This window comes from Nitrobacter sp. 62-23 (assembly GCF_001897285.1).
Lineage (GTDB): Bacteria > Pseudomonadota > Alphaproteobacteria > Rhizobiales > Xanthobacteraceae > Nitrobacter.
This window is the reverse complement of sequence record NZ_MKSM01000082.1, coordinates 1-23,355: the sequence shown is the minus strand read 5'-3', so window position 1 is coordinate 23,355 and position 23,355 is coordinate 1. Positions and strand designations below refer to the sequence as shown.

The following is a 23,355-nucleotide window of genomic DNA, read 5'->3' as shown; positions in this document are numbered from 1 at the left end:
GCGATGAGTACAAGTCACAAGGGAAGCGGACAACTGGACGATGGGAAGCCGCGTCTGAGCGAGGATGATATTCAACGGGAAAAGTTCGGCCCGAGAGGAGTTCCCGGTCAGCAAGACCCGGCGCGGATGGTGCCGCAGCAGGAGAAGAACACTCCGAAGAATATTGATCCCGGCCATACAGCTTAGGTGTTTAGCCCCACCGACGATTGGTACGATCGCGAAACCTGGCGAGGTTGATGCGAGAGCGTCAGCGGCGAAAAAGAAGAGAAGTGAGAGACATCGCTGAAATTCGAAGGACTTGCGCCTAACAGAAACTCCGGCGCAGGCCTATGGATCGAGTTCGGTGTCCCAATAGAGATAGTCCAGCCAGCTCTCGTGCAGGTAGTTCGGCGGAAACAGCCTGCCGTTGCGATGCAACTGATGCACGGTCGGTGCGAACGGAGCCTGGCGGGGAAACATTCCCGCTTGGTGCGGCGTCAGGCTTCCTTTTCGCAGATTGCAAGGCGAGCACGCGGCGACGACGTTCTCCCACGTGGTCTGGCCGCCTTTGGAGCGCGGAATGATGTGGTCGAAGGTGAGATCCTCGGGCGCGCCGCAATATTGGCAATGGAAGCGGTCGCGCAGGAACACGTTGAACCGGGTGAAGGCGGGATGGATGGACGGCTTGACGAAGGATTTCAGTGACACCACGCTCGGAAGCTGAATTTCGAACGAGGGGCTGCGCACTGCGCGGTCGTAGTGTTCGACGATGTTGACGCGATCGAGGAACACTGCCTTGATCGCGTCCTGCCACGACCAGAGAGACAGCGGATAGTAACTCAGCGGCCGAAAGTCCGCGTTCAGGACCAGCACCGGCCAGCCGCCTTGCGAGACATGCGCGTTCAAGCAGCGCCTCCAGAGCATTTTTCCGGTCAGGTGAACACCGGGAAATGCATCCAATATCCTGTTATGACCGCGCTCGCCCTGATCGCAAACGGTTTCGCCGAGCGCACCCGAGTTGAATGTCAGGCCGCTTCGGCTCCGAGGCGGCCAGCGCCGGCATACTACAGGCAGCGTGGCGGGATTGTGAAGAGCACAAGCCCGGCATTTCGGGCGGGCCACGGTTGCGGTCCTGCGGCGGGCCGGCTCACTTCGACCCGGCACCCACGCCCTCGCGGCTCTTGATGACCTTGTAATAGGCCCACCATAGATGCGCCGCGGCGCCGCGCAGGGGTCGCCACGGTTCTCCGAGCGGGACCATCTGCTGCGGCGTAGGTCGCGCCGTCAGGCCGAGGCCGATTTTGATCGCTTCCTGAAGCGCGACGTCGCCGGCGGGCCAGGCATCGCCATGGCCGAGGCAGAACAGCAGGTAAACGTCGGCGGTCCAAGGTCCGATGCCGCGATGCCGGACCAGCGTGGCATGGGCGGCGTCGGCATTCTCCTCGGCCAGCACGTCGAGGTTGAGGCGTCCCGCCGCGATCTCGCTGGCAAGAAGTTTCAGCGTGGCGATCTTCGCCGCCGACAGCCCCAGCTGGCCGAGACGGTCATTGCGGGCTTTACGGATCGCGTCGTGATCGAAAGGCGTGAACGCCGCGCTGAGCCGCCCCCAGATCGCTCCGGCGCTTGCAGTGGACAGTTGCTGGCCGCAGATGATCGCGGCGAGACCTTCGAAGCCCGGCTGGCGCCGCCGAAGGGCGGGCAGGCCGGTGCGGTCCAGGATTGGCTTCAATCGCGGGTCCTGCTTCACCAGCGCACGGATGGCGTCGTCGAGGTCGGACTGGGTTTGCAAGTGGACGGTCATTGTTCATTTAAACAGCGCGACATGGCCGGGCTTGTCCCGCCCTCCACGTCTTGCAACATATCCACTCCTCGAGCGGTCCGGAATTTTTGTGGCTGATCTGCCTTCGTGTCCGTTCCGTATTGTACGAAGACGTGGATGGCCGGGACAAGCCCGGCCATGACGGAACACCAAGTCATGCCGCCACCCGTTTTCCGTTTTGCGCCATCGCCGAACGGATTGCTGCATCTCGGGCACGCCTTTTCGGCGCTGCTGAATTACGACGCCGCGCGGCGGAGCAGGGGACGTTTCCTGCTGCGGATCGAGGACATCGACGCGACCCGCTGCCGCTCCGAATTCGAAGCGGCGATCTATGAAGACCTCGGCTGGCTCGGGATAACCTGGGAGACGCCGGTGCGGCGGCAGTCGGACCATCTTGCCGATTATCGCGCGGCGCTCGACCGGCTGGCCGCGCTTGGGTTGCTCTATCCGAGTTTCGAGAGTCGCGCCGAGATTGCGGCCCTGGTGAAGGCACGCGAGGCGGAGGGGATCTGGCTGCGCGATCCTGACGGCGCGCCGCTCTATCCGGGCGCGGCAAAGTCGCTTCCCGCCAGTGAACGGCAACGGCGGTTGCGATCCGGTGCACCCTTCGCGCTGCGGCTGGACATGGACGCGGCGTGCAGGCTCGCGGGAAATCTTACATGGACCGAGCGGGGCTCCGGTCCCGGCGGCGAGACCGGCGAGGTCGTCGCGCGGCCGGAAGCCTGGGGCGATGTCATTCTGGCGCGCAAGGATACGCCGACCAGCTATCATTTGTCGGTGGTGGTCGACGACGCCCTGCAAGGCGTCACCAACGTCGTGCGCGGGCAGGACCTGTTCTGGTCGACGGCCGTGCACCGGCTGCTGCAAGCGCTCCTCGACCTGCCGCGACCGGTCTATCGCCACCATGATCTGATCCGGGACGGGGCCGGCAAGAAGCTGTCGAAGTCATCGGCGGCGACGGGCTTGCGGGAATTGCGCGTCCGGGGGATGACGGCCGGGGAAGTCAGGAGACTGATCGGCCTGCCCTGAAATTGCCGCATGCCGCAATGCTTGCTTGGGTTCAACACCCGCCCGCGTGACTCCTGCGCCCGGGCCGTGGCATGCTGGCGCGGGTTGGGGGAAGGACATCATGGCGCCGACATCGCGTGCCTCGCGCAAGCCGCATAAGCCGAAAAAGCCGCACAAGCCTAAAAAGCGACCGGCAAAAACGCACGGTTCGAAGAAGGCTGCAGAGCCGGCGAAGGTCAGGCGACGGCCGGCGCAGTCGTCGTCCGGCATCGTCGAGACCGCGCTGGCGGCGTTCGCGCATGAAGTACGCACCCCGCTCACCGGAATCCTCGCCGTCAGCGACCTGCTCGCCACCTCCGATCTCGGTGAGCGCGAACGGCGCTGGGTCGAGACCATCAAGGCCGGCGCCGATCATCTCGCCAGTCTGGCGACGCTCTTCGTCGATGCGGCGCGAAGCCGTCAGTCCGCGCCGGGCGGGCGGCAGGACTTCTTCGATCTGCGCGCGCTGGCGCGCAACGCCGGGGATTCGCTCGCCGGCCGCGCCACCGCCAGGGGCTTGCGTTCGGCGGTCGAAATTTCCGATGAACTGCCGGCGTTCGTGACCGGCGATCCCGTTCGCCTGCGCGCGGCGCTGGAGAATCTGATCGACAATGCCGTCAAGTTCACGGAGCGGGGCGATGTCGTGCTTCTGGCCACGGCGTCGCCGCGTCCGAAAGGAAAAATCGGCGTCACCTTTGCGGTCTCCGATAGCGGCATCGGCGTGTCGCTCGCCGAGATCAAGCGGTTGTTCCGCCCCTTCTCGCAGGCCAACGTCTCGATTGCGTCGCGCTTTGGCGGCGCCGGCCTCGGGCTGTCCTCGGTGAAGCAACTGGCGCGCGCGATGGGCGGGGACGTCACTGTGGCGCAGCGGCGCGGCGGCGGCACCACCTTCACCCTCACCGTGCTGCTGGCGTCGGCCGCGGGGCCGGTGACAGCCCCTGGCGACGACCTCGATGCGGCATCGGCTTTTTCGGACGGACTGCGGGTTCTCAGCGTCGAGGACAATCCGTTCGGCCGCGTCGTGCTCAACGCGATTCTCACCGAGCTTGGCCATCAGGCCGAGTTCGTCGGGCGAGGGGAGGATGCCGTCGGGCGCATCGCTCAAGGGGGCTTTGACGCGGTGCTGATGGATATGGTGCTGCCCGGCATCAGCGGGATCGAGTCGATCAGGCGGATCCGGGCTCTTGCTGCGCCGTCGGGACGTGTCGCCATCATCGGCGTCTCCGGCAGAAGCGACGACGAGGCGGCATCGCGCGCGGCCGGCGGCGATGCGTTCCTCGTCAAACCGGTTTCTCCCCGCGCTTTAGCGACTGCGCTGCTTGAAGCGAAACGCCGCGCGGCAGCCGTGACTTGATGATGGCCGCGTTCAATTCGCCGCCGAACACGAAGATCGCGGCGATGAAGTAGAGAAACACCAGCGCGATGACGACCGAGGCCAGGCCCGCATACATCGTCACGTAGTTGTAGGCGAAGCGGGCAAGGTAAAGACCGAAGCCGACGCCCGAGACCAGCGACGCCAGCATGGTGAAAATGATGCCGGGGATGATCTGAAGGAAGGATCGCCGGCCCGCCGGCAGCCACGCGTGCAGGATCACGAGCGCGATGAACATCGCAAGCACGGTGATGCCGTAGCGGGCGATGTTGAGCAGGCTTTCGTTCGATTCGACGATCAGCGGGATGTGACGCCTCGCAGCAGCGATGATCAGCGGGCCGAGCACGATCAGGAACGCCATCGCCAGCGCCGTCACCGCGGCAACCAGTGTATAGCCGATCGATTCCAGCCGCAGCCAGTACCAACGGCGCTGCTCGATCACCGCATAGGCGCGGTTGAGCGCCACCCTCAGGCTCTCGACGCCGTTCGATGCGAAATAGACCGCCAGCACGGCGCCGACGGTCAGCGCGTCGCCTCGCGTCGTCGTCAGCACGTCGTGGATTTCGCCGGACAACGCCTTGGCGACCTGGTCCGGCCAGATCTGGAGCATCAGTTCGGCCGCCTGGTCTGCAAGCTCCTTGGACCCGAAGAAGCCCGCCAGCGACGTCAGAACGATCAGAAACGGGAATAGCGCCATCAGTGTGGACAGCGCGATATGGCTTGCGATCGCCCAGCCATCGTCGGCAAGGAACGTGTAGAAGGCGTCCGTTCCGATCCGGTAGGCGTAGCGGATTTGTCTCACGTTTTACCCCGGTCAAGGTCGGAGGGCGCTTCGCCGACACCGGTTACTATCTGATATCAATACATAAAAGGCCAGATCGTTGCGTGGGGTCGAATTCTTCGCGAGGTCATGGCGCAGCCGTGGCTGCGGTGTTATGTATGACCCATGACGATATTCCTGAGCATGGTTTTGGTCCCCGTCGCGGTGGCCTCGGTCGCCGCCGTATTGTTGATGGGCTTGGTCAATATGATGCGCGGCGGTAGTCCCAACCGCTCGCAGAAACTGATGCGGATGCGGGTTTTCCTGCAGTTCGTTGCGATTGTCATCACCATGGTGACGATCTGGATGATGGGACAGTGACGGATTGATAGCCCGGCACGGGCAGGATTGATGGTCGTTCTCAACCGCATCTATACGCGTACCGGCGATGACGGCACCACCGCGCTCGGCACCGGGGAGCGCCGCCCGAAATACGATCTCCGCGTCGGCGCCTACGGAACCGTCGATGAAACCAACGCCGCCATCGGCGTGGTACGGCTTCATCTTTCCGGCGCGCCTGATCTGGACGGGATGCTGGGCCGCATCCAGAACGATCTCTTCGACCTCGGCGCCGACCTAGCAGTGCCCCAGCGCGAAGGCAAAGCCGAACGGTTGCGTGTATTATCCAGCCAGGTGGTGCGTCTGGAAAATGATATCGACAGACTCAACACCGGTCTGTCTGAGCTGACATCGTTCGTGCTACCGGGAGGGACGCCCGCCGCGGCATATCTGCACTTGGCGCGAACCATCTGCCGCCGCGCGGAGCGCATGATGGTGGAACTCGCGTCGCGGCCGGGTGAGCCGGTCAACGATGCCGCGGTCCAATACATGAATCGGTTGTCGGATTTTCTGTTCGTGGCCAGCCGGTTTATGAATGACAAGGGCGCGCGTGATGTGCTCTGGGTCCCCGGACAAAACAGGTGACACGTTGTCGTGACGCGGATCAGGCCGATCCCAGGTCGGCGCTTCGCTCGAAAACGCTATCAGGACTGCGATTTTTGCCCGTCGCGCGTTGACCACCGGAAACGGGACCTTTAGGTTCCGCGCCGAAGCACACATTTCTGGAGCATGATCCGATCAAGTTGCATCGGACCATGCTCCAGAAATTATTGTCTGGTCGCATTTTTTCGCGGCGAACCGGTATCCACTTCGCCGGAAAATGCTCTAGTTGATCCAGCCAAAGCTCGGTTCGAGAGAGGGGCGATGAAGATTCTGGTGCCGGTCAAGCGGGTTGTCGATTTCAACGTGCAGATCCGGGTCAAAAGCGACGGCTCTGGCGTTGACATTGCCAAAGCCAAGATGTCGATGAATCCGTTCGATGAGATCGCGATCGAGGAAGCCCTGCGCCTTCAAGAGGCCGGCAAGGCGAGCGAAGTCGTGCTGGTGTCGATCGGACCCGCCCAAGCCGCGGAAACGATCCGCACCGGCCTTTCGATGGGCGCCGATCGCGGCATCCTGGTTCGGTCCGAGGCGCCGGTCGAACCGTTGGCGGTTGCAAAGATTCTCAAGGCCGTTGTCGAAGAGGAAGGCCCCGGTCTGATCATTCTCGGCAAGCAGGCCATCGACGACGATTCGAACCAGACCGGCCAGATGCTGGCGGGACTGCTCGGATGGGCGCAGGCGACCTTCGCGTCGAAGCTTGAAGTCGACGGGGCCTACTTCAAGGTGACGCGCGAAATCGACGGCGGTCTGCAGACGGTCCGCCTCAAGGCGCCGGCGATCGTGACGACGGACCTCCGGCTCAACGAACCGCGCTACGCCAGCCTTCCGAACATCATGAAGGCGAAGAAGAAGCCGATCGTGGAGAGGGCCGCCGAACTGTACGGCGTCGATCTCGCACCGCGCCTCGAAGTCCTCAGGACAACCGAACCTCCGGGCCGCAAGGCCGGCGTCAAGGTCAAGGACGTCGCCGAACTGGTGTCCAGGCTCAGGAACGAAGCCGGGGTGATCTGATGACCACGTTGCTGCTTGCCGAACACGACCACGCTTCACTGAAGGATGTGACCACCAAGGCGCTGACCGCGGCCGCCCAGCTTGGCGCGCCGGTTGACGTGCTTGTCGCCGGTGAAAACGCCAGGGGTGCCGCCGAGGCGGCCGCGAAACTGAGCGGGGTCGCGAAAGTGCTGCTCGCGGACGCCCCGGCCTACGCCCACGATCTCGCCGAGCCGCTCGCCGCGCTGGTCCGCTCGCTGGCGCCGGGTTACGACGCGTTCGTTGCGCCCGCGACGTCGCGCTTCAAGAACGTGATGCCGCGCGTCGCCGCGCTGCTCGACGTGATGCAGATCTCGGAGATCATCAAGGTGGTCGCGCCCGATACGTTCGAGCGGCCGATCTATGCCGGCAACGCGATCCAGACGGTCAAGTCCAGGGACGCCAAAAAGGTCATCACGGTTCGGAGTTCGACTTTCGCCGCGACCGGGGAAGGCGGTAGCGCTCCGGTGGAGGCCGTCGCCGCAGCCGCCGACCCGGGCCTGTCGAGTTTCGTCGGCGAGCGTGTCGCCAGGAACAATCGCCCGGAGCTGGCCTCGGCCAGGGTCATCGTCTCCGGCGGCCGCGGCATGCGGAGCAGCGCCAACTTCACCAAGTATATCGAGCCGCTGGCGGACAGGCTCGGCGCCGGCGTCGGTGCATCGCGGGCGGCGGTGGATTCAGGCTTCGCGCCGAACGATTGGCAGGTCGGCCAGACCGGCAAGGTCGTGGCGCCGGAGCTTTACATCGCCATCGGCATTTCCGGAGCGATCCAGCATCTCGCCGGCATGAAGGACTCCAAGGTGATCGTCGCGATCAACAAGGATGCGGATGCTCCGATTTTCCAGGTTGCGGATTACGGCCTGGTGGCCGACTTGTATGAGGCGGTCCCCGAACTCACCGAAGAACTGGGTAAGCTCGGCCGCTGACGACTAAAGAATGCTCGCCAGGCGACGGACTTCGGCGGGTGTTTGTGCAAGAATGGGCGAACCGAAGTCTGCGCGGTTCAGGCCCGGTGAGATGGCAAGATGGCGGCAATGATCAGAAAAGTCGGCGTGATCGGTTCGGGTCAGATGGGCAACGGCATCGCGCATGTGGCGGCTCTTGCCGGGTTCGACGTTGTCCTCAACGATTTGTCCTCCGACCAGTTAAAGGCGGCCATGGCGATCATCAACGGCAACCTGTCGCGTCAGGTGTCGAAGAAGATCATCACCGAGGATGCTCGCGACAAGGCGCTTGCGCGGATCGGACAGACTGAATCTCTCGATGGGCTGGCCGATTGCGATCTGGTGATCGAGACGGCCGTCGAGAAGGAGGAGGTCAAGCGCAAGATTTTCCATGATCTGTGCGCGGTACTGAAGCCCGAGGCCATTATTGCCTCGAACACGTCGTCGATCTCGATTACGCGGCTTGCCTCATCCACCGACCGTCCGGAGAGGTTCATCGGCATTCACTTCATGAATCCGGTGCCGCTGATGGAGCTGGTGGAGTTGATCCGCGGCATCGCGACCGACGATGCGACCTTCGATGCGGCCAAGGCATTTGTCGGCAGGCTCGGCAAGCAGATCGCCGTATCGGAGGATTTCCCGGCTTTCATCGTCAACCGCATCCTGCTGCCGATGATTAACGAGGCGATCTATACGCTGTACGAAGGCGTCGGCAACGTCGAGGCGATCGACGCCGCCATGAGGCTCGGCGCGCACCATCCGATGGGACCGCTTGAACTCGCCGACTTCATCGGCCTCGACACCTGCCTGTCGATCATGCAGGTGCTGCACGAAGGACTGGCCGACTCCAAGTATCGGCCCTGTCCGCTGTTGGTGAAATACGTCGAGGCCGGATGGCTCGGCCGCAAGAGCCAGCGCGGCTTCTACGATTACCGCGGCGAGAAACCGGTTCCGACGCGCTGATCCGTCCTCTTCCTCCAGCATTCGTTAACCCATAGCCGTTAGAACGTGCCGTGGAGTTCCAAGCATGGATATGAGTCTGGTGGCCGCCGCCGCCGGGATGATGGCGGCGAATACGCAGTCGCAGATCGCGACTCGCGCGCTGAAGATGAACCTCGACGCCCAGGCGCAGGTGCTTCAGTTGCTGGTCCCGTCGCAAACCGGCCCGGCGGCGAACAACGCGCTGGGCATCGGCGGCAATCTCGACATTTCAGTTTAGAGCGTTTTTCGAGCGATAGGGATCGGTTCGCGCGAAGAAAAAACGCGTCAAATCAAAATCATAAAGCCCCGCTTCTGATTCCATCAGAAGCGGAAAGACTCTAGCCGCTTTCAACGGCATCGTCTGCGCCTATTGCGTCAACGATGCCTGAATCAGTTCGATTGCGTCAGGGCTGTTCCATTCCGCCGGCCCCGCCAAGTTGCCGATCTCGCATCCCTGCCCGTCGATCAGCACGGAAGTCGGCATGCCTAGCGCCAGGCCGATCGATTTAAGCTGTTGGAAAACTTCCGCTTTTTCATCATGAAAATTGCCGAGACGGGTCAGGTTGGCGTCTCTCAGAAAGGCCTTCGGCTTGTCGGCGTCGCGGGTGTCGATGTTGATGGCGACAACAGCGAACTTGTCGCTGCCGAGCTTGCCTTCAAGTGCATCCAGCGCGGGCATCTCCTTGCGGCAGGGCACGCACCAGGTTGCCCACAGGTTCAGGAGAACGGTTTTTCCCTTCCAGTCCGAAAGCCTCCGGGGTTGACCGTCGCCGTCCATGAAGGCGAGGTCCGGCATCTGGCGCGGTTTTGAGGCCATCGTCAGGGCGGCCACTTCGCCGATGGCGCGGGGAGCGAGCTTCCTGGATAGTTCCACGGCGGGACTGCAGGGTACGCCGGCGTTCGCTGCGGATCTCGCATATCGGAGGTGCCCGGCTCCCAGAAGCGTGGCCGTGACCGCGACGACGATGGTGACCGCGACCAGCGGGCCTACGGGAAGCCTGCTTTGGGTGCGGCGGGGCGGCGGGGTGGTTTCAGTCATATCGTTTGTCATCCTGTATAAGATGCGGGTATGCAGGCTTCGGCCTTATAGCGTTTTTGAGCGAAGCATGTCGTCGGGCCTGATCCGAGGATGGACTCCGGTTCGCGTGAAGAAACGGTCAAATCAGGAATCTGGATTCTTTCACCGTTTCGGTGAAAGGGTGAAAGAATCCAAAGGCTGGAACGAACCAGGTGGATCGATCCTCCGGCAGACATGGAATGAACGTGCGGCATGAGCGTCAAGGCATGAGCAACAAGATGTGGGGCGGCCGGTTCGGCGAAGGTCCCGACGCGATCATGGAAGAAATCAACGTCTCGATCGACGTCGATCGCCATCTCCACGCCCAGGACATCGCCGCGTCCAAGGTCCATGCTGCCATGCTGGCCGCTCAAGGCATCATCACGGCGGATGATGCAAAAAACATAGGCAGGGGTCTAGACACGATTTTGTCAGAGATTCGCAAGGGCTCCTTTGATTTCAAGCGGGCGCTTGAGGACATTCACATGAATGTCGAGAGCCGGCTCGCGGAATTGATCGGCGCCGCCGCCGGACGGTTGCACACGGCGCGCTCGCGCAACGATCAGGTTGCGACCGATTTCCGTCTCTACGTCCGCGACGTCATCGACCAGACCGACGCCGCGTTCGCGGACTTTCAGCGTGTTCTGGCGACCCGCGCGCTGGAGCATGCCGGAACGGTGATGCCGGGCTTCACGCATTTGCAGACCGCGCAGCCGGTGACCTTCGGCCATCATCTGATGGCCTATGTCGAGATGGCGGCGCGCGACCGCGGCCGCTTCGCCGATGCGCGCAAGCGCCTGAACGAGAGCCCGCTGGGGGCGGCGGCGCTGGCGGGCACATCCTTTCCGATCGATCGCGGCGCCACCGCGAAGGGGCTCGGTTTCGATCGCCCGATGGCGAATTCGCTCGACGCGGTGTCCGATCGAGACTTCGTGCTGGAGACGCTCTCGGCCGCCGCGATCGCATCGACCCATCTGTCGCGCTTCGCCGAGGAGATCGTGATCTGGACCTCGCCGCTGGTCGGCCTCGTGCGGCTGTCGGACAAGTTCACCACGGGCTCCTCGATCATGCCGCAGAAACGCAATCCGGACGCCGCCGAACTGGTGCGCGCCAAGACCGGCCGTGTCGTCGGGGCGCTCACGGCGCTGCTGATCGTGATGAAGGGACTGCCACTAGCCTATCAAAAGGACATGCAGGAGGACAAGCAGGGCGCGATGGAAGCGTTCGGCGCGCTCTCGCTGGCGGTTCGCGCCATGACCGGCATGGTCGCCGACCTTGTGCCGGACGAGGCGCGAATGAAAGTTGCGGCGGGGGAGGGCTATGCCACCGCGACCGATCTCGCGGACTGGCTGGTGCGGACGCTGAAGATCCCGTTCCGCGATGCGCATCATGTCACCGGGCGCATCGTCGCGGCCGCCTCGAAGCAGGGCGTCGCGCTGCATGAGTTGCCGCTGTCCGCGATGCAGGCGGTCGAGCCCCGCATCACGCGCGATGCGCTTGCGATGCTGTCCGTCGAGGCGTCGGTGAAAAGCCGCACGAGCTATGGCGGGACCGCGCCGAAAAACGTCAGCGCTCAAGCCAAGGCCTGGCTCAGGCGTCTGGAAAAAGAGCAAAAGTTGGGCTGATCCGAAACGCCGTCTCGAATTTTTCCGGACTTTCGGTTCTCGTCAGACCAGGACATTGTTTGTATAGTGTGCCGCCGATTGGGGATATCGCCGTGAACAGCACTTCGAGCCCGGTGCCCACGAGATGGGTCCTGTTTTTTCTGACGGCTGCCGCGCTGGCGCTGGCCGGTTGCGGGCGCAAGGGTGGCCTCGATCTGCCGCCGACCGCGTCGGAGCAGTCGCGTGCCACGGCGGCGGCCGATGACAGCGCGCGCGAGGCGGCGGCCAAGGGCAGCCTGTTCGACCCGTCCTACGGCATGAACAATGATCCGGCGGCGTCCAAGGGCGCCAGGAAATCCTTCATCCTCGATCCGCTGCTCGATAGCCACTGAGGCGCTGGAGCCTTTCCGCTTCTGACAAAATCAGAAGCGGGGCTCCATGATCTTGATGTGACGCGTTTTCTTCACGCGAACCGGTTTCCACTTCGCTTGAAAACGCCCTAGTTTGGTAATTCAGAAGTTCGCTTCATCATCTCAGCGTGCCCTTCAAGCGAACTTCTGAACCCAGACCACACTATATATTCGCTAGAGTCTGTAAATTCGCACGAGTCTGTCTCAACTGCGTTAGCCTCAGACTCGTCGCTTATATTTTTGTTGAGCATGATTCCCACTTTTCGGGATCATGCTCGAGTGTCCTTTCGAATCCGAAGTTCGCTACGGAAGGTGCTGCATCGCGAGGCGAACTTCGGATTCGGGATACCAGGTCCATGCGCCACTTTGATTACCGCGGCGGCGTGCTGCACGCCGAGAGCGTCAACCTGTCGACGTTGGCCGGCGTCATCGGCACGCCGTTCTATTGTTATTCGACCGCGACGTTGGAGCGGCACTACCGCGTGTTTGCCGACGCCTTCGCAGGCGTCGACCATCTGATCTGCTATGCCATGAAGGCCAACTCAAATCAGTCGGTGCTGCGGACGCTGGCGAAACTTGGGGCCGGAGCGGACGTGGTGTCGGGCGGCGAACTCAAGCGCGCGCTGGCGGCCGGAATTCCGCCGGGCAAGGTCCTGTTCTCGGGCGTCGGCAAGACCGAAGCCGAATTGCGCGCAGCGCTCGATGCGGACGTTCTCTGCATCAACGTGGAATCCGAGCCCGAACTCGATCTGCTGTCCAGCCTTGCGTCAGAAACCGGGCGCACGGCGCGCATCTCGCTGCGCGTCAATCCCGATGTCGATTCTGGCACGCATGCCAAGATTTCGACCGGCAAGTCGGAGAACAAGTTCGGCATTCCTGTTGCGCAGGCGCGCGCGGTCTATGCCCGCGCGGCAAAGCTGCCAGGCATTGCGATTACCGGTGTCGACATGCACATCGGTAGCCAGATCACCGACCTTGGTCCGATGGAGGCGGCCTTCCGCCTGCTTGCCGATTTCGTCGTTACGTTGCGCGCCGATGGTCACACGATCAGCCACGTCGATTTTGGCGGCGGTCTCGGTATTCCCTATTACGAAGACCGTGCCGCTCCGCCCGAGCCGCGTGCCTATGCCGACATGGTCAGGCGCGTGACCGGCAATCTCGGCTGCACGCTGGTGTTTGAGCCGGGCCGCATGATCGTCGGCAATGCCGGCATTCTGGTCACGCGCGTGATCTACGTGAAGCGTGGCGACGCGCGGAATTTCGTCATCATCGACGCCGCCATGAACGATCTGATCCGCCCGACGCTATATGAGGCTTATCACCAGATCATGCCGGTGCGCGCGGCGTCGAAGGATGCGCCGGTGTTGGTTGCCGATGTGGTCGGACCGGTCTGCGAGACCGGAGACTATCTGGCGCTCGAACGCAACTTGCCGGAGCCGCAATCCGGCGATCTTCTCGCGATCATGACCGCCGGCGCTTACGGCGCGGTGCAATCGGGGACCTACAATACGCGCGCGCTGATCCCAGAGGTGTTGGTCAAGGACGATCAGTACGCTGTGGTGCGCCCGCGCATTGAGATCGAGCAACTCATTGCGATGGATGCGGTCGCGCCCTGGCTGTGATCGTATCCTTAGAGATGCCGCGTTCACCATTCGCGAACTCAGTGCGCTGCACTATAAACGATAGCATTCGCAGTGCAAAATTCGGCGCGTCAGGCTTCGGGGTGAACCGTTGCGCGACAAACATCTATTTGATATGGGTGTGCGCGCCGCTCCCCTTAGGCACGCAAAACGGGCTATAGTGGGGCTGTTCCAAGATCGATGATCTGGGGGGTGCCGCCGCCATCGATCCTTTCAGTTCGTCCGGGGTATTCCCGGGTTTTTTTGGCTCCTCTACCGCTGGGAGTACTTCAGTAATGACCTCTGGGAGTGATACAGTGCATTCAAACCGGACCAACGCTATTCTCGGCGCGCTGCTGGGAACATTGTTGTTTGTTCAAACGGTACGGATCATCGACGAGTCGTTCAGCGCGCCGGAGAAGCCGCACGCCGAAGCTTCCCATAAAGCGGACGTGAAGGAAGCCGCCGCCGCGCCAGCTGCCGCCGCCACCGATCCGGCGGCGTTCAACAAGTTGCTTGCCAGCGCTTCCGCCGAGCGCGGTGCCGCGCTCGTCAAGCAGTGCCAGATTTGCCACAACACCGAGGAAGGCAAGGGCCCCAAGATCGGTCCTGACCTCTTCGGCATTGTCAATCGGCCGGTTGCTTCGGTTGCGGGCTTTAACTATTCCGCAGCCTTGAAGGCAAAGGGTGGCAAGTGGACCTTCGCCGAGCTTGACCGATGGATAGAAGATCCGCGCACCTACGTTAAGGGCACGTCGATGAGCTTCGCGGGCTTGAAGAGCGAGAACAAGCGCGCTGACCTGATCGCGTATCTCAACACGCTCTCGAAGGACCCGGCGCCGCTGCCGAAGTGAGCAGGCAAGACGTGAGCAGGTCATAGGCCTGCGAACGGAAGCCGACAGCAAGACCGGCTTGCTGATTTCGAGTGTGCCACGCGCCCCATGGCGTTCGCGAGCGTCCGCTCGCGTTCGCCATCACGGGGCGGGTGTTCAAGTCAAGCTGAAGATGCCAGGGGTCTGAGGCTCGAGCCTTTGGTTCTAAGGCCGGGGTTCTAAGGCCGGGGTTCTAAGGCCGGAGCCCTCCAGGATCTCTGAAGCGGCTCTATGATTTTGATTTGACGCGTTTTCTTGATACGAACCGGTATCCGTTCCCGGATCAAGCCCAGGGCATCCTTCGCTCGAAAACGCTATACATCTCGTCAAACGATTTCCGAGCGGGACGTTCGTCCGCGGGGTGTAACGGCGCTCAGCAGCCTATCCGGACATGACCTGTCTGACATGACCTGTCTCCGGAAGCTATCGGCGCCCCCCTAAACGGAAATCACGCGGCAACGACCGGGCAAGCTCGGAACATCGTCAGGCTTTTTTTGTTCGTCGGGGACTTTGACTTGATCGCGGCTGGGGCTTGGTCCACAGGCTTCCATGGGCTGGGTTGGTGGCGCCGGCTGTCAGCAATGCAACCCCAATTTGATGCGACCGGTTGAAGCTCCGATCATCACCACATGTTGAGCACGGTGCGCGCCTCGTCCGACATGCGGCTGGGATCCCAGGCCGGCTCCCAGACGATCGCCACCTTGGCATCCTGAACGCCGGATACACTCTTGACCGCGTGCTCCACCTGGCCAGGCAGTTCGGCCGCCGACGGACAATTCGGCGACGTCAGCGTCATCTCGATATTGACCCTGCGGTCGTCGTCGATGATGATTTTATAAATCAGACCAAGTTCATAGAGGTCAGCCGGAATCTCCGGATCATAGACCGTCTTGAGCGCGCCGACGATGTCTTCGCCCAGGCGCGACATTTCGTCAGCCGGGACGCTCGATGACGAATCGGTCGCATCCGCGTCAACCGAGGAAACGCCTTCGGTTCTCGCCAGGTTCGCCTCGTCGGTCATAGCCAATACTCCTGCGCGTTACCTCTGCGCTTTGGCGAACGGGCCGCACCAGGTTTGGCCAGCGCGGTCAGGATGAGTGCGGATTCGGATTTGTTGTCCGCCCGAACGTCGTCAAAGCGTTCGTCGATGCAGCCTTCAGCTTGAGGCGGCGTATCTGCTCTACATAGCGCAGTTGCGGGTCTTCTCCAAGCGTCAACAGGGAGACCTCCGATGCCATTCCGCTGGCTTGCGGCCGGGCTTGAGCGCGCCGGCCCCTCGATCCGTCCCGGCGATATCGGCGCGAGGGCGGATAATGCAAGCGGGTGGTCGGGACGTCCCGTGATCCCCGGACCTGCCGGTTTGAGCAATTCTAGCCGTGGCCTGGATTTTCTGGAGCGGATCGGCTCGGATATGGCGGATTTTGGCCCGATTTCAAAAGGGAATTGCCCCTCATGTCACCAGCTATCTGCACGGAATGGAGTTGACGCGAACGTTATTGCCATGGTAGGTTTTCACTACACCAATTTAGCATGGTTGGATCGTTGGACTAAGATACGCAACCGCCTTCGCGAGTGAGCAATCCACGAGTGAAAAACAGGCGGAACGAGTTCGCATCGCGGGTATTGTTATTGATGTGGGGAGTGCGTAGTCCCAACCAGAGGAGCCCTTCATGTGCGACTACAGTCTGCATCACGTGGCGTCGCGGCCTGCCAAGGTCGCCGATAAGCTGGTTACGATGGAGCTTGCGAAATCAAACGTGCGCGGCTTTGCCGCCGTTGGCGAGCTCGGCCCCAAGCTTGTGATTCACGACAGCCCGCCCGAATTGGCGGTCTGCCTGCTTCCAGGAACGGAACTCGCTTTTGACGAGAACGTTCAGTATGAGTGCCCCCGCAGCTTTCTTGGCATAAAGTTCTCGGGCAAGGCTCGTGTCGATCACAAGGTCGCGAGCTTCCGTAAAGTCGATGTGGATAACCCCCACGTTCAGCACGATGCCCTCGAGTTTCCGAATGGGCAGGTTCTGAAGATCACGCAGCTCGTCAGCGGGCAGACCGCTACCGTGCTGCAGTTGCCCGCCAACGCTCAGGAAGACGAGCACGATCATACGCATGCCAGGCATCGGCGCGCGCGCGATTCGCGTCTCGCTCTGAACCGGAGTTCGGGCAAGCAGGGAATGTTTGTACCGAGTCAGGGTGCGGTGATGTTGTGGGATACGTTCCGCGGCACGGCCATTGATTTTTCGATGGCACTCGCTGAATCATTCCAGCGGCTCACAGCCCCCAAGCAGCCTTCTATTCTTGAAGCTGAAATGGCTGCCGGTATCGGTGCAGGGGATGTCGAGGTAAGTTTCCAGAACGGCATGCCCACGGTGAAGACGAGACCTTCGACTCAGAAGCCGGAGAACGAAGTCAAGACCAAGTCAGCTTCTGCCGCCTAGCTTTCGCTAAGCTGCCTATTCGTCGACGACCGCGGTTAAACGCGCCACCCTCGGAAATGAGGATAGCGCGTACCGCGGTCGACGCATTTTCAGCTATCGGATGATGCACTTATAGTACTTTGGGTACAGTGCTTTTTTTAGCCTCGCCCGCTTCTGGCTCGACTCGGGGGGACTAGGTCGCGCGAAGAAACGAAGAAGCAAAGCAATTGAGGCTTGTTTCTGATTCTATCAGAAGCCGAAATCTTTCGATCCGTCCTGCCATTCCATCACCCTCGTGTATGCTCCAGTTAGCTGAGGCCGTATTTGCGCTGCGGCCCGCTGCTTGCGGGCAAGGATAGGCATGTCTTCGGGCTTGAGACCTGAGGATGGACACCGGTTCGCGCGAAGCCCCGCATCAGGCCGCCATATCGGCCGTGGCCCGGTTTCATCGAGGAAGACGAACCCTCGCAGATCGTTTGATGCCTTCACCATTGCTTACGTCTTCGCACGAAGATCGGCCGATCCAAGCTTGAACCCGTGTTTTCTCTTTTGAAGTTGAGCCCGGCTTCCTTCCAATCCGCAGGAGTCGACACTTGTCGCCAGGGTCTTGTCGCGCGTTTCTGCCGCCAGGAGCCGTACTGTCTGCGCACGACGAAAATCCATGCGTTTGAGCGACGATTGAGGCCGGATTCGTTTTTGTCGTGAAGGTCGGAAATGCTTTTGACCTAGAGCGTTTTCGAGCGAAGTGGATACCGGTTCGCGTGAAGAAAACGCGTCAAATCAAGAGCCTAGAGTCTTTCACTGTTTCCATGAAACGGTGAAAGACTCTAGCTGGTGCCAAGACGGCTGCACGCCGTCCTCCCACAAGCTGCTGACCGAGCGTGCCTGTGATGCAGCACGTCTGCGCGATTGGTCCGCTGAACGGTGAAACGGAAGCGGTCATCCCGCCTAATCCGACGCGCAAGCGCCCGCACGCGTGATTGCGACCCTGTTGCAGGCGAAACCTCATCGAGCGCACGTTCCGCCGTTTTAAGGACTTCCGCCGCGTGGCCATGCGCTAAAGGCAGACGCGCCGATAATGTCGGCTGGTTTCCCTCTGCACACACTTTTTGTGGAGTGCAAACTGAGTCTCGACCTGGTCGTCAAAAAACTGCGACTATTGTTTCTTGTTGGCCTGCCGCGCCGCGAAAGAAAATCGCGGCGCACAATGACATGATCGCTTCGACGCGATACAGAAGCAAGCGAGCCTTGTCGATTGAAAAGCTGACAGGACTGTTTCCGCCCTCAGCGCATGCTCGCCGCATTAGCAATGATGGAATATCGTCAAGCGTGCAAATGGAGTTGAAGCGAAACCCGAGGACGCATAGTATAAAGAACTCTCTGCTTGGCCTCATTCAATAACATCAACAACATCCGGGATAACGCCTTAGAATGCACGCTCTATTGAGAATCGTCGGGGTTATTACCCTGGTCGCCGGACTGGGCTTCATGGGACAGGGCTTCCGGTTTTACAACCTTCCCGCCGATAGCATCCTCGTCAGGCATACCGAGTGGGTCTATTACGGCGCGGGAATGGCCGTTGTGGGCTTCTTGCTCATCATTTTCTCGCGGCCCTCTGAGGAGCCGTAGAAATCCGGAGTGTCGCGCGGGCAGGCCGATGGCATCCGCCATCGTCCTTCCGGCGACGGTCTCGGTGTCGTCGTTACCCGTGTAATGTCTATGCCCAAGACCGTTATAGGCGAAGGCACACTCGGTCATTTCCGGAGAGGCTCGGGATGGCTAACCGTAAGCATGCCAGCATCACCCGCGGCTGAACGCGAATGCCGAGCTTCCTTGAGAATGCTTACGACTAAGGTGCGCGCCCAGCGCAGGTCGAGACGTCGGAATTCGATACTTGCTGACGGCCAACCGAAGTCTCCAGCGATGGCGAGCGCGCTATCTTCCTTGGACGGATATGCGGCTTCTTCGAACGATCCTGATTACATCAAGCGGTCAGCAGTTTCGTGATGGCAGGAAAAGCCTGTCGAATTCCGCAGCTAGAGCTAGAGCTAGAGCTAGAGCTAGAGCTAGAGCGTTTTCGAGCGAAGTTATATCGGTTCGCGTGAAGAAAACGCGTCGGATCAAACTCACAGAGCCACGCTTCTGATTCCATCTAGTCTAGCTCTTTGAGCTGAGTCTTTGGCCGCTCTTACTGCTGTTCAAATGGCGCGGTGTATGTGGTCGTCGCGCTTCCATGGAGCATCTTCCTGGAATGCGAGGTCGGATTGGCTGTGTGGCCGACACCCGGATCTGTCGTCGAGTCTGATTATTACAGCGCTTTCGGGCAAAACGTGTTCTCGGGCTTGACCCAAGGATGGATACCGGTTCGCGCGACGAAAACGTGTCAAAATCAAAACGAGAGCTTCACCGTTTCCGTGAAACCGTGAAGCTCTCGGCCGTTCACAATATCAGTCGGCTATGGCCATTGCTCACATCAGGCGATGCAGCTCTGGAATCCTTCGGCGATTTTCTCTTCCGGCAGGTTGCGGCCTATGAAGACCATGCGGCTTTCGCGCTTCTCATCCTCTTTCCAGGGGCGCTGATGGTCGCCGTCCAGAATCATATGCACGCCCTGGAATACGAAGCGCCGATCCTCGTCCTTGAACGCAAGGATGCCCTTGCTTCGCAAAATATTCGGACCCTCGACCTGCACCAGATCCTCGATCCAGGCAAAAAACTTATCCGCGTCCAGCGGCTTGTCGGTCCGGAACGAAAGCGATTGCATCTCCTCGTCGTGATAGTGTTTGAGCCCGCCGTTGTGTTCTTCGTGCTTGTGATCGTGATGGTCATGATCGTGATCATGATGGTGGTCATCGCCGTGGTCGTGGTGATGATCGTGGCCATGGTCATGATCGTGGCTGTGGTCCTTGGCTTCGAGGAAAGCCGGTTCGAAATCGAGAATGCGGTCGAGGTCGAAGGCATTGCGCTCCAGAATCTCGTTGAGCGGGATCTGAGCCCGCTGGGTTCTGTGCAGCTTTGCGTAAGGGTTGATGCCGCGGATGCGCGCTTCGATCTCGCTGAGTTCGTCCGGCGAGACGAGATCGGTTTTGTTGATCAGGATCACGTCGGCGAAGGCGATCTGGTTCTTGGCTTCGGGAGCATCCTTGAGCCTGTCGTTGAGCCACTTGGCGTCGGTGACGGTGACGACCGCGTCGAGCTTGGTTTTATTTCCAACGTTCTCGTCGACGAAGAAGGTCTGTGCCACCGGCGCCGGATCAGCGAGCCCCGTCGTCTCCACGATGATGGCGTCGAATTTGCCGTTCTTTTTCATCAGGTCGGCAAGAATGCGCATGAGATCGCCGCGCACGGTGCAGCAGATGCAACCGTTGTTCATCTCGAACACTTCCTCGTCGGCGCCGACGACGAGGTCGTTATCGATGCCGATTTCGCCGAATTCGTTGACGATGACGGCGTATTTCTTGCCGTGCTCCTCCGAGAGGATGCGATTAAGCAGTGTGGTCTTGCCGGCGCCGAGATAGCCTGTCAGCACGGTGACCGGGATTTTTTCAGTCATTTGGTTTCTCCGCTGGTCCAGCTATATAGGCATCCAGCCGTTTTGCATCAATTGCCGCGAGGACTCGCTCTCCGGCGCCGAGTTTGACGGCTGTCGCAGCCGCCTGACCTGGTTATCGCTCTGTTTTGTTATCGCTCTGTTTTCTGCTGCGCCGCATCCGGCTGGGCGTCGTCCGCCTCCCGCGTCAGCAGACCGGCGCCCAATAACCCGGCGATGAAAATGTCCGGGCTCATGGTCGAGACGTGAATTCCTTCCTGGAACATGCGATCGGCAACCGCTTCCATATAGGCATGATCGCTGAGGTTCTGCTCGTTCCAGCTTGACTCGCGCAGACGGGTAATTGCTTCAGCCGATGAGGCGGCCTCGATCAACAGCCCCTGATTGGTACGGTATCGCATTGATATTCTCTCCTTAGGCCGCCGTCTCAGCGTCTTCAGTATTTGGGCCACCGCTTCTTCATGACGCGACCAGGGTAGGGGTGGGTGCACGGGACCTGTTCGAATAGCGCCGGATTTCGTTGTTGCCAATCCGGGCCGTTCGTCCCGATACCTCGCCCGCCGATAGCTCGCTTCAGCAGTTGCTATGAAGAATTTTCGACCCTGTCGACTGAAATATGGCTTCCGCCCATCGCGGCTGGCAAGGGACGTTGCGCGTCAGGCACCGTTCGCAACTACATGGTGAAGATCGTGCCGGGAGTGAACCGCCCATAGACGGGGTCGATGACAACCATCTACTGCATCCGGATCAATCGGCAAGTACGACCATTTCGCCATCGATGACCTGATATTCGGCCAGAAGCTCCGGACTGGCTTCGGAATCGACCGTGATTTCTGCGTCAGGAAGGCACTCCTTGACCGCCCGGATCGCCGCTGCCTGGTCGGCGATGGCGACAAGGATGAATTCGTGGCGCAATGCACCACTGGCCCCTCTGCCGGGTCTTACGGAACTGATTTTCCAACCTTTTAGCATAGCTTCCTATGGCATGGATTCCTGCCCGCGTACATAAGCGATTTGACGATCGTTGCTCGTTCCGCGCCGCGTTGCCTCGCAGCTTTTGGTTCAACGAACGACGAATTCTCAATGGACAGGCGCTGCTCAGGCACATTGCGGTGCAGCATCGGACATCTGCTCCGTGTACAACTCATTGTGCTGCCGATCTTCCCTCCGCGGGCAACACAGCGAGTTTCGTGATCCCGAACTGATAGACAGACGGTCCGGCTTTGGAAGCGCGCCTCCAGACGGTCATGCGCGGGTGCGCGGTGTCGTCCGCTCCGTGCGTTAACCGGTCACCGCTGGTTCGAGCATGTCGTCCGCACACCTTAACGTTGCCCATTGAACCTGAGGTTTCGCGATTGTAAACGTGCGGCCTTCGAAGAGGTCATCCTGATGCCGGAAACTGCACTAGACGTACTCACTCGGGTGTTGAATCGTCCCGTTCATTTCCCGAAATCCGATCAGAGCGGATATCTCTTCATCGGGGAGGCGCCGACGCCGTTCGTGGCGCCAAGTTTGGAAATCAAGGAGGGCGGCGCATCTGCCCTGGAGAAGGAGATCGTTTTCATCGAGGCGTCCGCCGCGATCGGCAAGAGCACATTGGCAAGGCAACTGTCCGCGACGCTCAAGGCGCCGATCCTCGACCTGGCCAAAGTCGCCGTTTCGGCCGGCTCTCTCGGTGCGATGCTGGCTGATCTGCAAGCCGCCGACAAAAGTGACCCGCTCGCCGCATTTCACGAGGGGAAGATTCCGGTCATTGTGGATGCTCTCGATGAAGGAAGGCTGCTGTCGGGCGAAACGGGAATCGAGCAGTTCCTCGCATCCAGCGCCGAATTTCTGCGGAGCGACCGACGTGTTACCTCGCGACCTAAGCTGATCTTGCTGGGAAGGTTCGAGTCGATCGAATTGGCGCGGCAGCAGCTCAAACTCAACGAGCACGGGATTACGCACGTCGCGGCGAATGTCGAGTTTTTCGACAAGGAGGGCGCGCGCCAACTGATCCACGCCTATGCCGCATCAGCCGCGCGATCCGGTTCGCACTATTTGAAACATCCCGAACAGGCGCAGGATTTCATCACCGTTTATTTTGACGCAATCGAAGCGGCGCTGGGTCTGCCGGCGGGAGAGCTTTGGCAGAACGAGCGAGGCAAAGTGTTCGCCGGATACGCCCCGGTGCTTGCGGCTGTGGGATCCATCCTGGCTGTAATCGATGATTTCGCAAACGTCGCCAGAAACCTTAGCGCAAACGGCGGGCGCGAAGCCTGGGGAATGGTCGAAGCGGTTCTGTACGAGATCCTGGGCCGCGAACAGGACAAGTTGCGGGACCGGCTGAGCGAACAATGCGAATCCGCGCTGCCGAATGCGGTTTATGACGTCGAGGAGCAGTTGTCGTTGCTTGCGCAGTACATCGAGTCGAAGCCGCTCGATGGCGCGGGCCGCGTCCGGCTGCCTCCCTCTGAGATGGAAAAATACAGGGAAATGGTCCGAACCTATCTGCCGCATCATCCGTTCCTGCGGCGGCACGAATTTGGAGATGCGGTGCTTGGCGCGGGTGCGGTGTCGCGCGCCATCTACCACGGCGGCACGATTTCCCGCGATCGGCTGATAAGCCTGTCGCGACAATGGCGGCAGTCCGCGCCGACGCGCCGGCCATCGCGCTGACCCCGCAAGGCGTTGGACTGCCGAAGCGACATCTCAGAGCGTTTTCGACCGAAGCATGTCCTCGGGCTTGACCCGAGGATGGAATCCGGCTCGCGTGAAGAGAACGTGTCAGATCAAAATCATAGTGCCCCGCTTCTGATTCCATCAGGAGCGGAAGGCTCTAGGCTCGATACTCAATTGTTCTTGCGGTGATTGATTGGGGCTGATTCCTTGTGTCCGGGAGGATTTCCGGATGTCG

The 23,355-nt window shown here is 60.8% G+C and carries 24 protein-coding genes; 16 read left to right on the top strand and 8 right to left on the bottom strand.

Annotated features, from left to right (window positions below; genetic code table 11):
• Positions 1 to 3: 3 nt before the first annotated feature.
• On the top strand, positions 4 to 186 hold the full coding sequence (locus tag BGO16_RS07255; RefSeq protein WP_292617944.1) for a hypothetical protein: 183 nt from the start codon (positions 4 to 6) through the stop codon (positions 184 to 186).
• A 141-nt stretch (positions 187 to 327) separates the two neighbouring features.
• Here BGO16_RS07255 and BGO16_RS07250 read toward each other — a convergent pair whose 3' ends face one another.
• Both BGO16_RS07250 and BGO16_RS07245 read right to left on the bottom strand, forming a co-directional pair.
• Entirely contained in the window at positions 328 to 885 is a 558-nt protein-coding gene (locus BGO16_RS07250) for an HNH endonuclease (RefSeq protein ID WP_292617943.1), read from the bottom strand.
• A gap of 241 nt (positions 886 to 1,126) precedes the next feature.
• Positions 1,127 to 1,780, bottom strand: coding sequence for a DNA-3-methyladenine glycosylase 2 family protein (locus tag BGO16_RS07245; protein ID WP_292617942.1), 654 nt, complete (start codon positions 1,778 to 1,780; stop codon positions 1,127 to 1,129).
• A 174-nt stretch (positions 1,781 to 1,954) separates the two neighbouring features.
• Here BGO16_RS07245 and gluQRS point away from each other — a divergent pair, with 174 nt between their 5' ends.
• Positions 1,955 to 2,827, top strand: a complete 873-nt coding sequence (gene gluQRS / locus BGO16_RS07240; protein WP_292617981.1) for a tRNA glutamyl-Q(34) synthetase GluQRS — start codon at positions 1,955 to 1,957, stop codon at positions 2,825 to 2,827.
• Positions 2,828 to 2,927: 100 nt separating this feature from the next.
• Positions 2,928 to 4,199 carry an ATP-binding protein gene (locus BGO16_RS07235; protein ID WP_292617941.1) on the top strand — a complete coding sequence of 424 codons (1,272 nt, stop codon included), beginning with the start codon at positions 2,928 to 2,930 and terminating at the stop codon, positions 4,197 to 4,199.
• Here BGO16_RS07235 and BGO16_RS07230 read toward each other — a convergent pair.
• The gene (locus BGO16_RS07230) at positions 4,126 to 5,019 is read right to left on the bottom strand and encodes a YihY/virulence factor BrkB family protein (protein WP_292617940.1); all 894 of its coding nucleotides are present in this window, start codon (positions 5,017 to 5,019) and stop codon (positions 4,126 to 4,128) included. The genes BGO16_RS07235 and BGO16_RS07230 overlap by 74 nt on opposite strands.
• Positions 5,020 to 5,163: 144 nt before the next feature.
• Between BGO16_RS07230 and BGO16_RS07225 the strand changes: the two genes are divergently transcribed.
• The 6 genes from BGO16_RS07225 (at position 5,164) to BGO16_RS07200 (ending at position 9,171) form a co-directional block, all read left to right on the top strand.
• Positions 5,164 to 5,358 (top strand): twin transmembrane helix small protein, encoded by a 195-nt coding sequence (locus BGO16_RS07225; protein WP_292617939.1) that lies wholly within the window; start codon positions 5,164 to 5,166, stop codon positions 5,356 to 5,358.
• Between the two features lie 30 nt (positions 5,359 to 5,388).
• Positions 5,389 to 5,961, top strand: coding sequence for a cob(I)yrinic acid a,c-diamide adenosyltransferase (locus BGO16_RS07220; protein WP_292617938.1), 573 nt, complete (start codon positions 5,389 to 5,391; stop codon positions 5,959 to 5,961).
• A 279-nt stretch (positions 5,962 to 6,240) separates the two neighbouring features.
• Positions 6,241 to 6,990 carry an electron transfer flavoprotein subunit beta/FixA family protein gene (locus BGO16_RS07215; RefSeq protein ID WP_292617937.1) on the top strand — a complete coding sequence of 250 codons (750 nt, stop codon included), beginning with the start codon at positions 6,241 to 6,243 and terminating at the stop codon, positions 6,988 to 6,990.
• Complete coding sequence (locus tag BGO16_RS07210) at positions 6,990 to 7,934, top strand: FAD-binding protein (protein WP_292617936.1); 945 nt, start codon at positions 6,990 to 6,992, stop codon at positions 7,932 to 7,934. Before BGO16_RS07215 ends, BGO16_RS07210 begins: the two co-directional genes overlap by 1 nt.
• Positions 7,935 to 8,033: 99 nt before the next feature.
• A complete protein-coding gene (locus BGO16_RS07205) occupies positions 8,034 to 8,915 on the top strand; it encodes a 3-hydroxybutyryl-CoA dehydrogenase (RefSeq protein WP_292617935.1) in 882 nt (293 codons plus the stop codon).
• A gap of 64 nt (positions 8,916 to 8,979) precedes the next feature.
• Positions 8,980 to 9,171, top strand: a complete 192-nt coding sequence (locus tag BGO16_RS07200) for a putative motility protein (protein WP_292617934.1) — start codon at positions 8,980 to 8,982, stop codon at positions 9,169 to 9,171.
• Between the two features lie 129 nt (positions 9,172 to 9,300).
• Here BGO16_RS07200 and BGO16_RS07195 read toward each other — a convergent pair whose 3' ends face one another.
• A complete protein-coding gene (locus BGO16_RS07195; RefSeq protein ID WP_292617933.1) occupies positions 9,301 to 9,972 on the bottom strand; it encodes a TlpA disulfide reductase family protein in 672 nt (223 codons plus the stop codon).
• A 245-nt stretch (positions 9,973 to 10,217) separates the two neighbouring features.
• Between BGO16_RS07195 and argH the strand changes: the two genes are divergently transcribed.
• The 4 genes from argH (at position 10,218) to BGO16_RS07175 (ending at position 14,477) form a co-directional block, all read left to right on the top strand.
• Complete coding sequence (argH, locus tag BGO16_RS07190; protein WP_292617932.1) at positions 10,218 to 11,615, top strand: argininosuccinate lyase; 1,398 nt, start codon at positions 10,218 to 10,220, stop codon at positions 11,613 to 11,615.
• 92 nt (positions 11,616 to 11,707) lie between these two features.
• Positions 11,708 to 11,986 (top strand): lipoprotein, encoded by a 279-nt coding sequence (locus tag BGO16_RS07185; protein WP_292617930.1) that lies wholly within the window; start codon positions 11,708 to 11,710, stop codon positions 11,984 to 11,986.
• A gap of 374 nt (positions 11,987 to 12,360) precedes the next feature.
• On the top strand, positions 12,361 to 13,626 hold the full coding sequence (lysA, locus tag BGO16_RS07180) for a diaminopimelate decarboxylase (protein WP_292617929.1): 1,266 nt from the start codon (positions 12,361 to 12,363) through the stop codon (positions 13,624 to 13,626).
• 449 nt (positions 13,627 to 14,075) lie between these two features.
• On the top strand, positions 14,076 to 14,477 hold the full coding sequence (locus BGO16_RS07175) for a cytochrome c family protein (protein ID WP_292617928.1): 402 nt from the start codon (positions 14,076 to 14,078) through the stop codon (positions 14,475 to 14,477).
• A gap of 640 nt (positions 14,478 to 15,117) precedes the next feature.
• Here BGO16_RS07175 and BGO16_RS07170 read toward each other — a convergent pair.
• Complete coding sequence (locus BGO16_RS07170; RefSeq protein WP_292617927.1) at positions 15,118 to 15,516, bottom strand: DUF59 domain-containing protein; 399 nt, start codon at positions 15,514 to 15,516, stop codon at positions 15,118 to 15,120.
• A 649-nt stretch (positions 15,517 to 16,165) separates the two neighbouring features.
• Between BGO16_RS07170 and BGO16_RS07165 the strand changes: the two genes are divergently transcribed.
• Complete coding sequence (locus BGO16_RS07165; protein ID WP_292617926.1) at positions 16,166 to 16,930, top strand: hypothetical protein; 765 nt, start codon at positions 16,166 to 16,168, stop codon at positions 16,928 to 16,930.
• 1,410 nt (positions 16,931 to 18,340) lie between these two features.
• Complete coding sequence (locus BGO16_RS07160; protein ID WP_292617925.1) at positions 18,341 to 18,538, top strand: hypothetical protein; 198 nt, start codon at positions 18,341 to 18,343, stop codon at positions 18,536 to 18,538.
• Between the two features lie 844 nt (positions 18,539 to 19,382).
• On the opposite strand, the gene BGO16_RS07155 is transcribed toward BGO16_RS07160, so the two are convergent.
• From BGO16_RS07155 to BGO16_RS07145, 3 genes are all read right to left on the bottom strand, one after another.
• A complete protein-coding gene (locus BGO16_RS07155; protein WP_292617924.1) occupies positions 19,383 to 20,462 on the bottom strand; it encodes a GTP-binding protein in 1,080 nt (359 codons plus the stop codon).
• 128 nt (positions 20,463 to 20,590) lie between these two features.
• Positions 20,591 to 20,833: a hypothetical protein gene (locus tag BGO16_RS07150; protein WP_292617923.1), complete on the bottom strand. Its 243-nt coding sequence runs from the start codon at positions 20,831 to 20,833 to the stop codon at positions 20,591 to 20,593.
• Positions 20,834 to 21,206: 373 nt separating this feature from the next.
• Positions 21,207 to 21,374 (bottom strand): hypothetical protein, encoded by a 168-nt coding sequence (locus BGO16_RS07145; RefSeq protein ID WP_292617922.1) that lies wholly within the window; start codon positions 21,372 to 21,374, stop codon positions 21,207 to 21,209.
• 474 nt (positions 21,375 to 21,848) lie between these two features.
• Here BGO16_RS07145 and BGO16_RS07140 point away from each other — a divergent pair, with 474 nt between their 5' ends.
• Positions 21,849 to 23,117: a hypothetical protein gene (locus BGO16_RS07140; RefSeq protein WP_292617921.1), complete on the top strand. Its 1,269-nt coding sequence runs from the start codon at positions 21,849 to 21,851 to the stop codon at positions 23,115 to 23,117.
• The last annotated feature ends 238 nt before the right edge of the window (positions 23,118 to 23,355 follow it).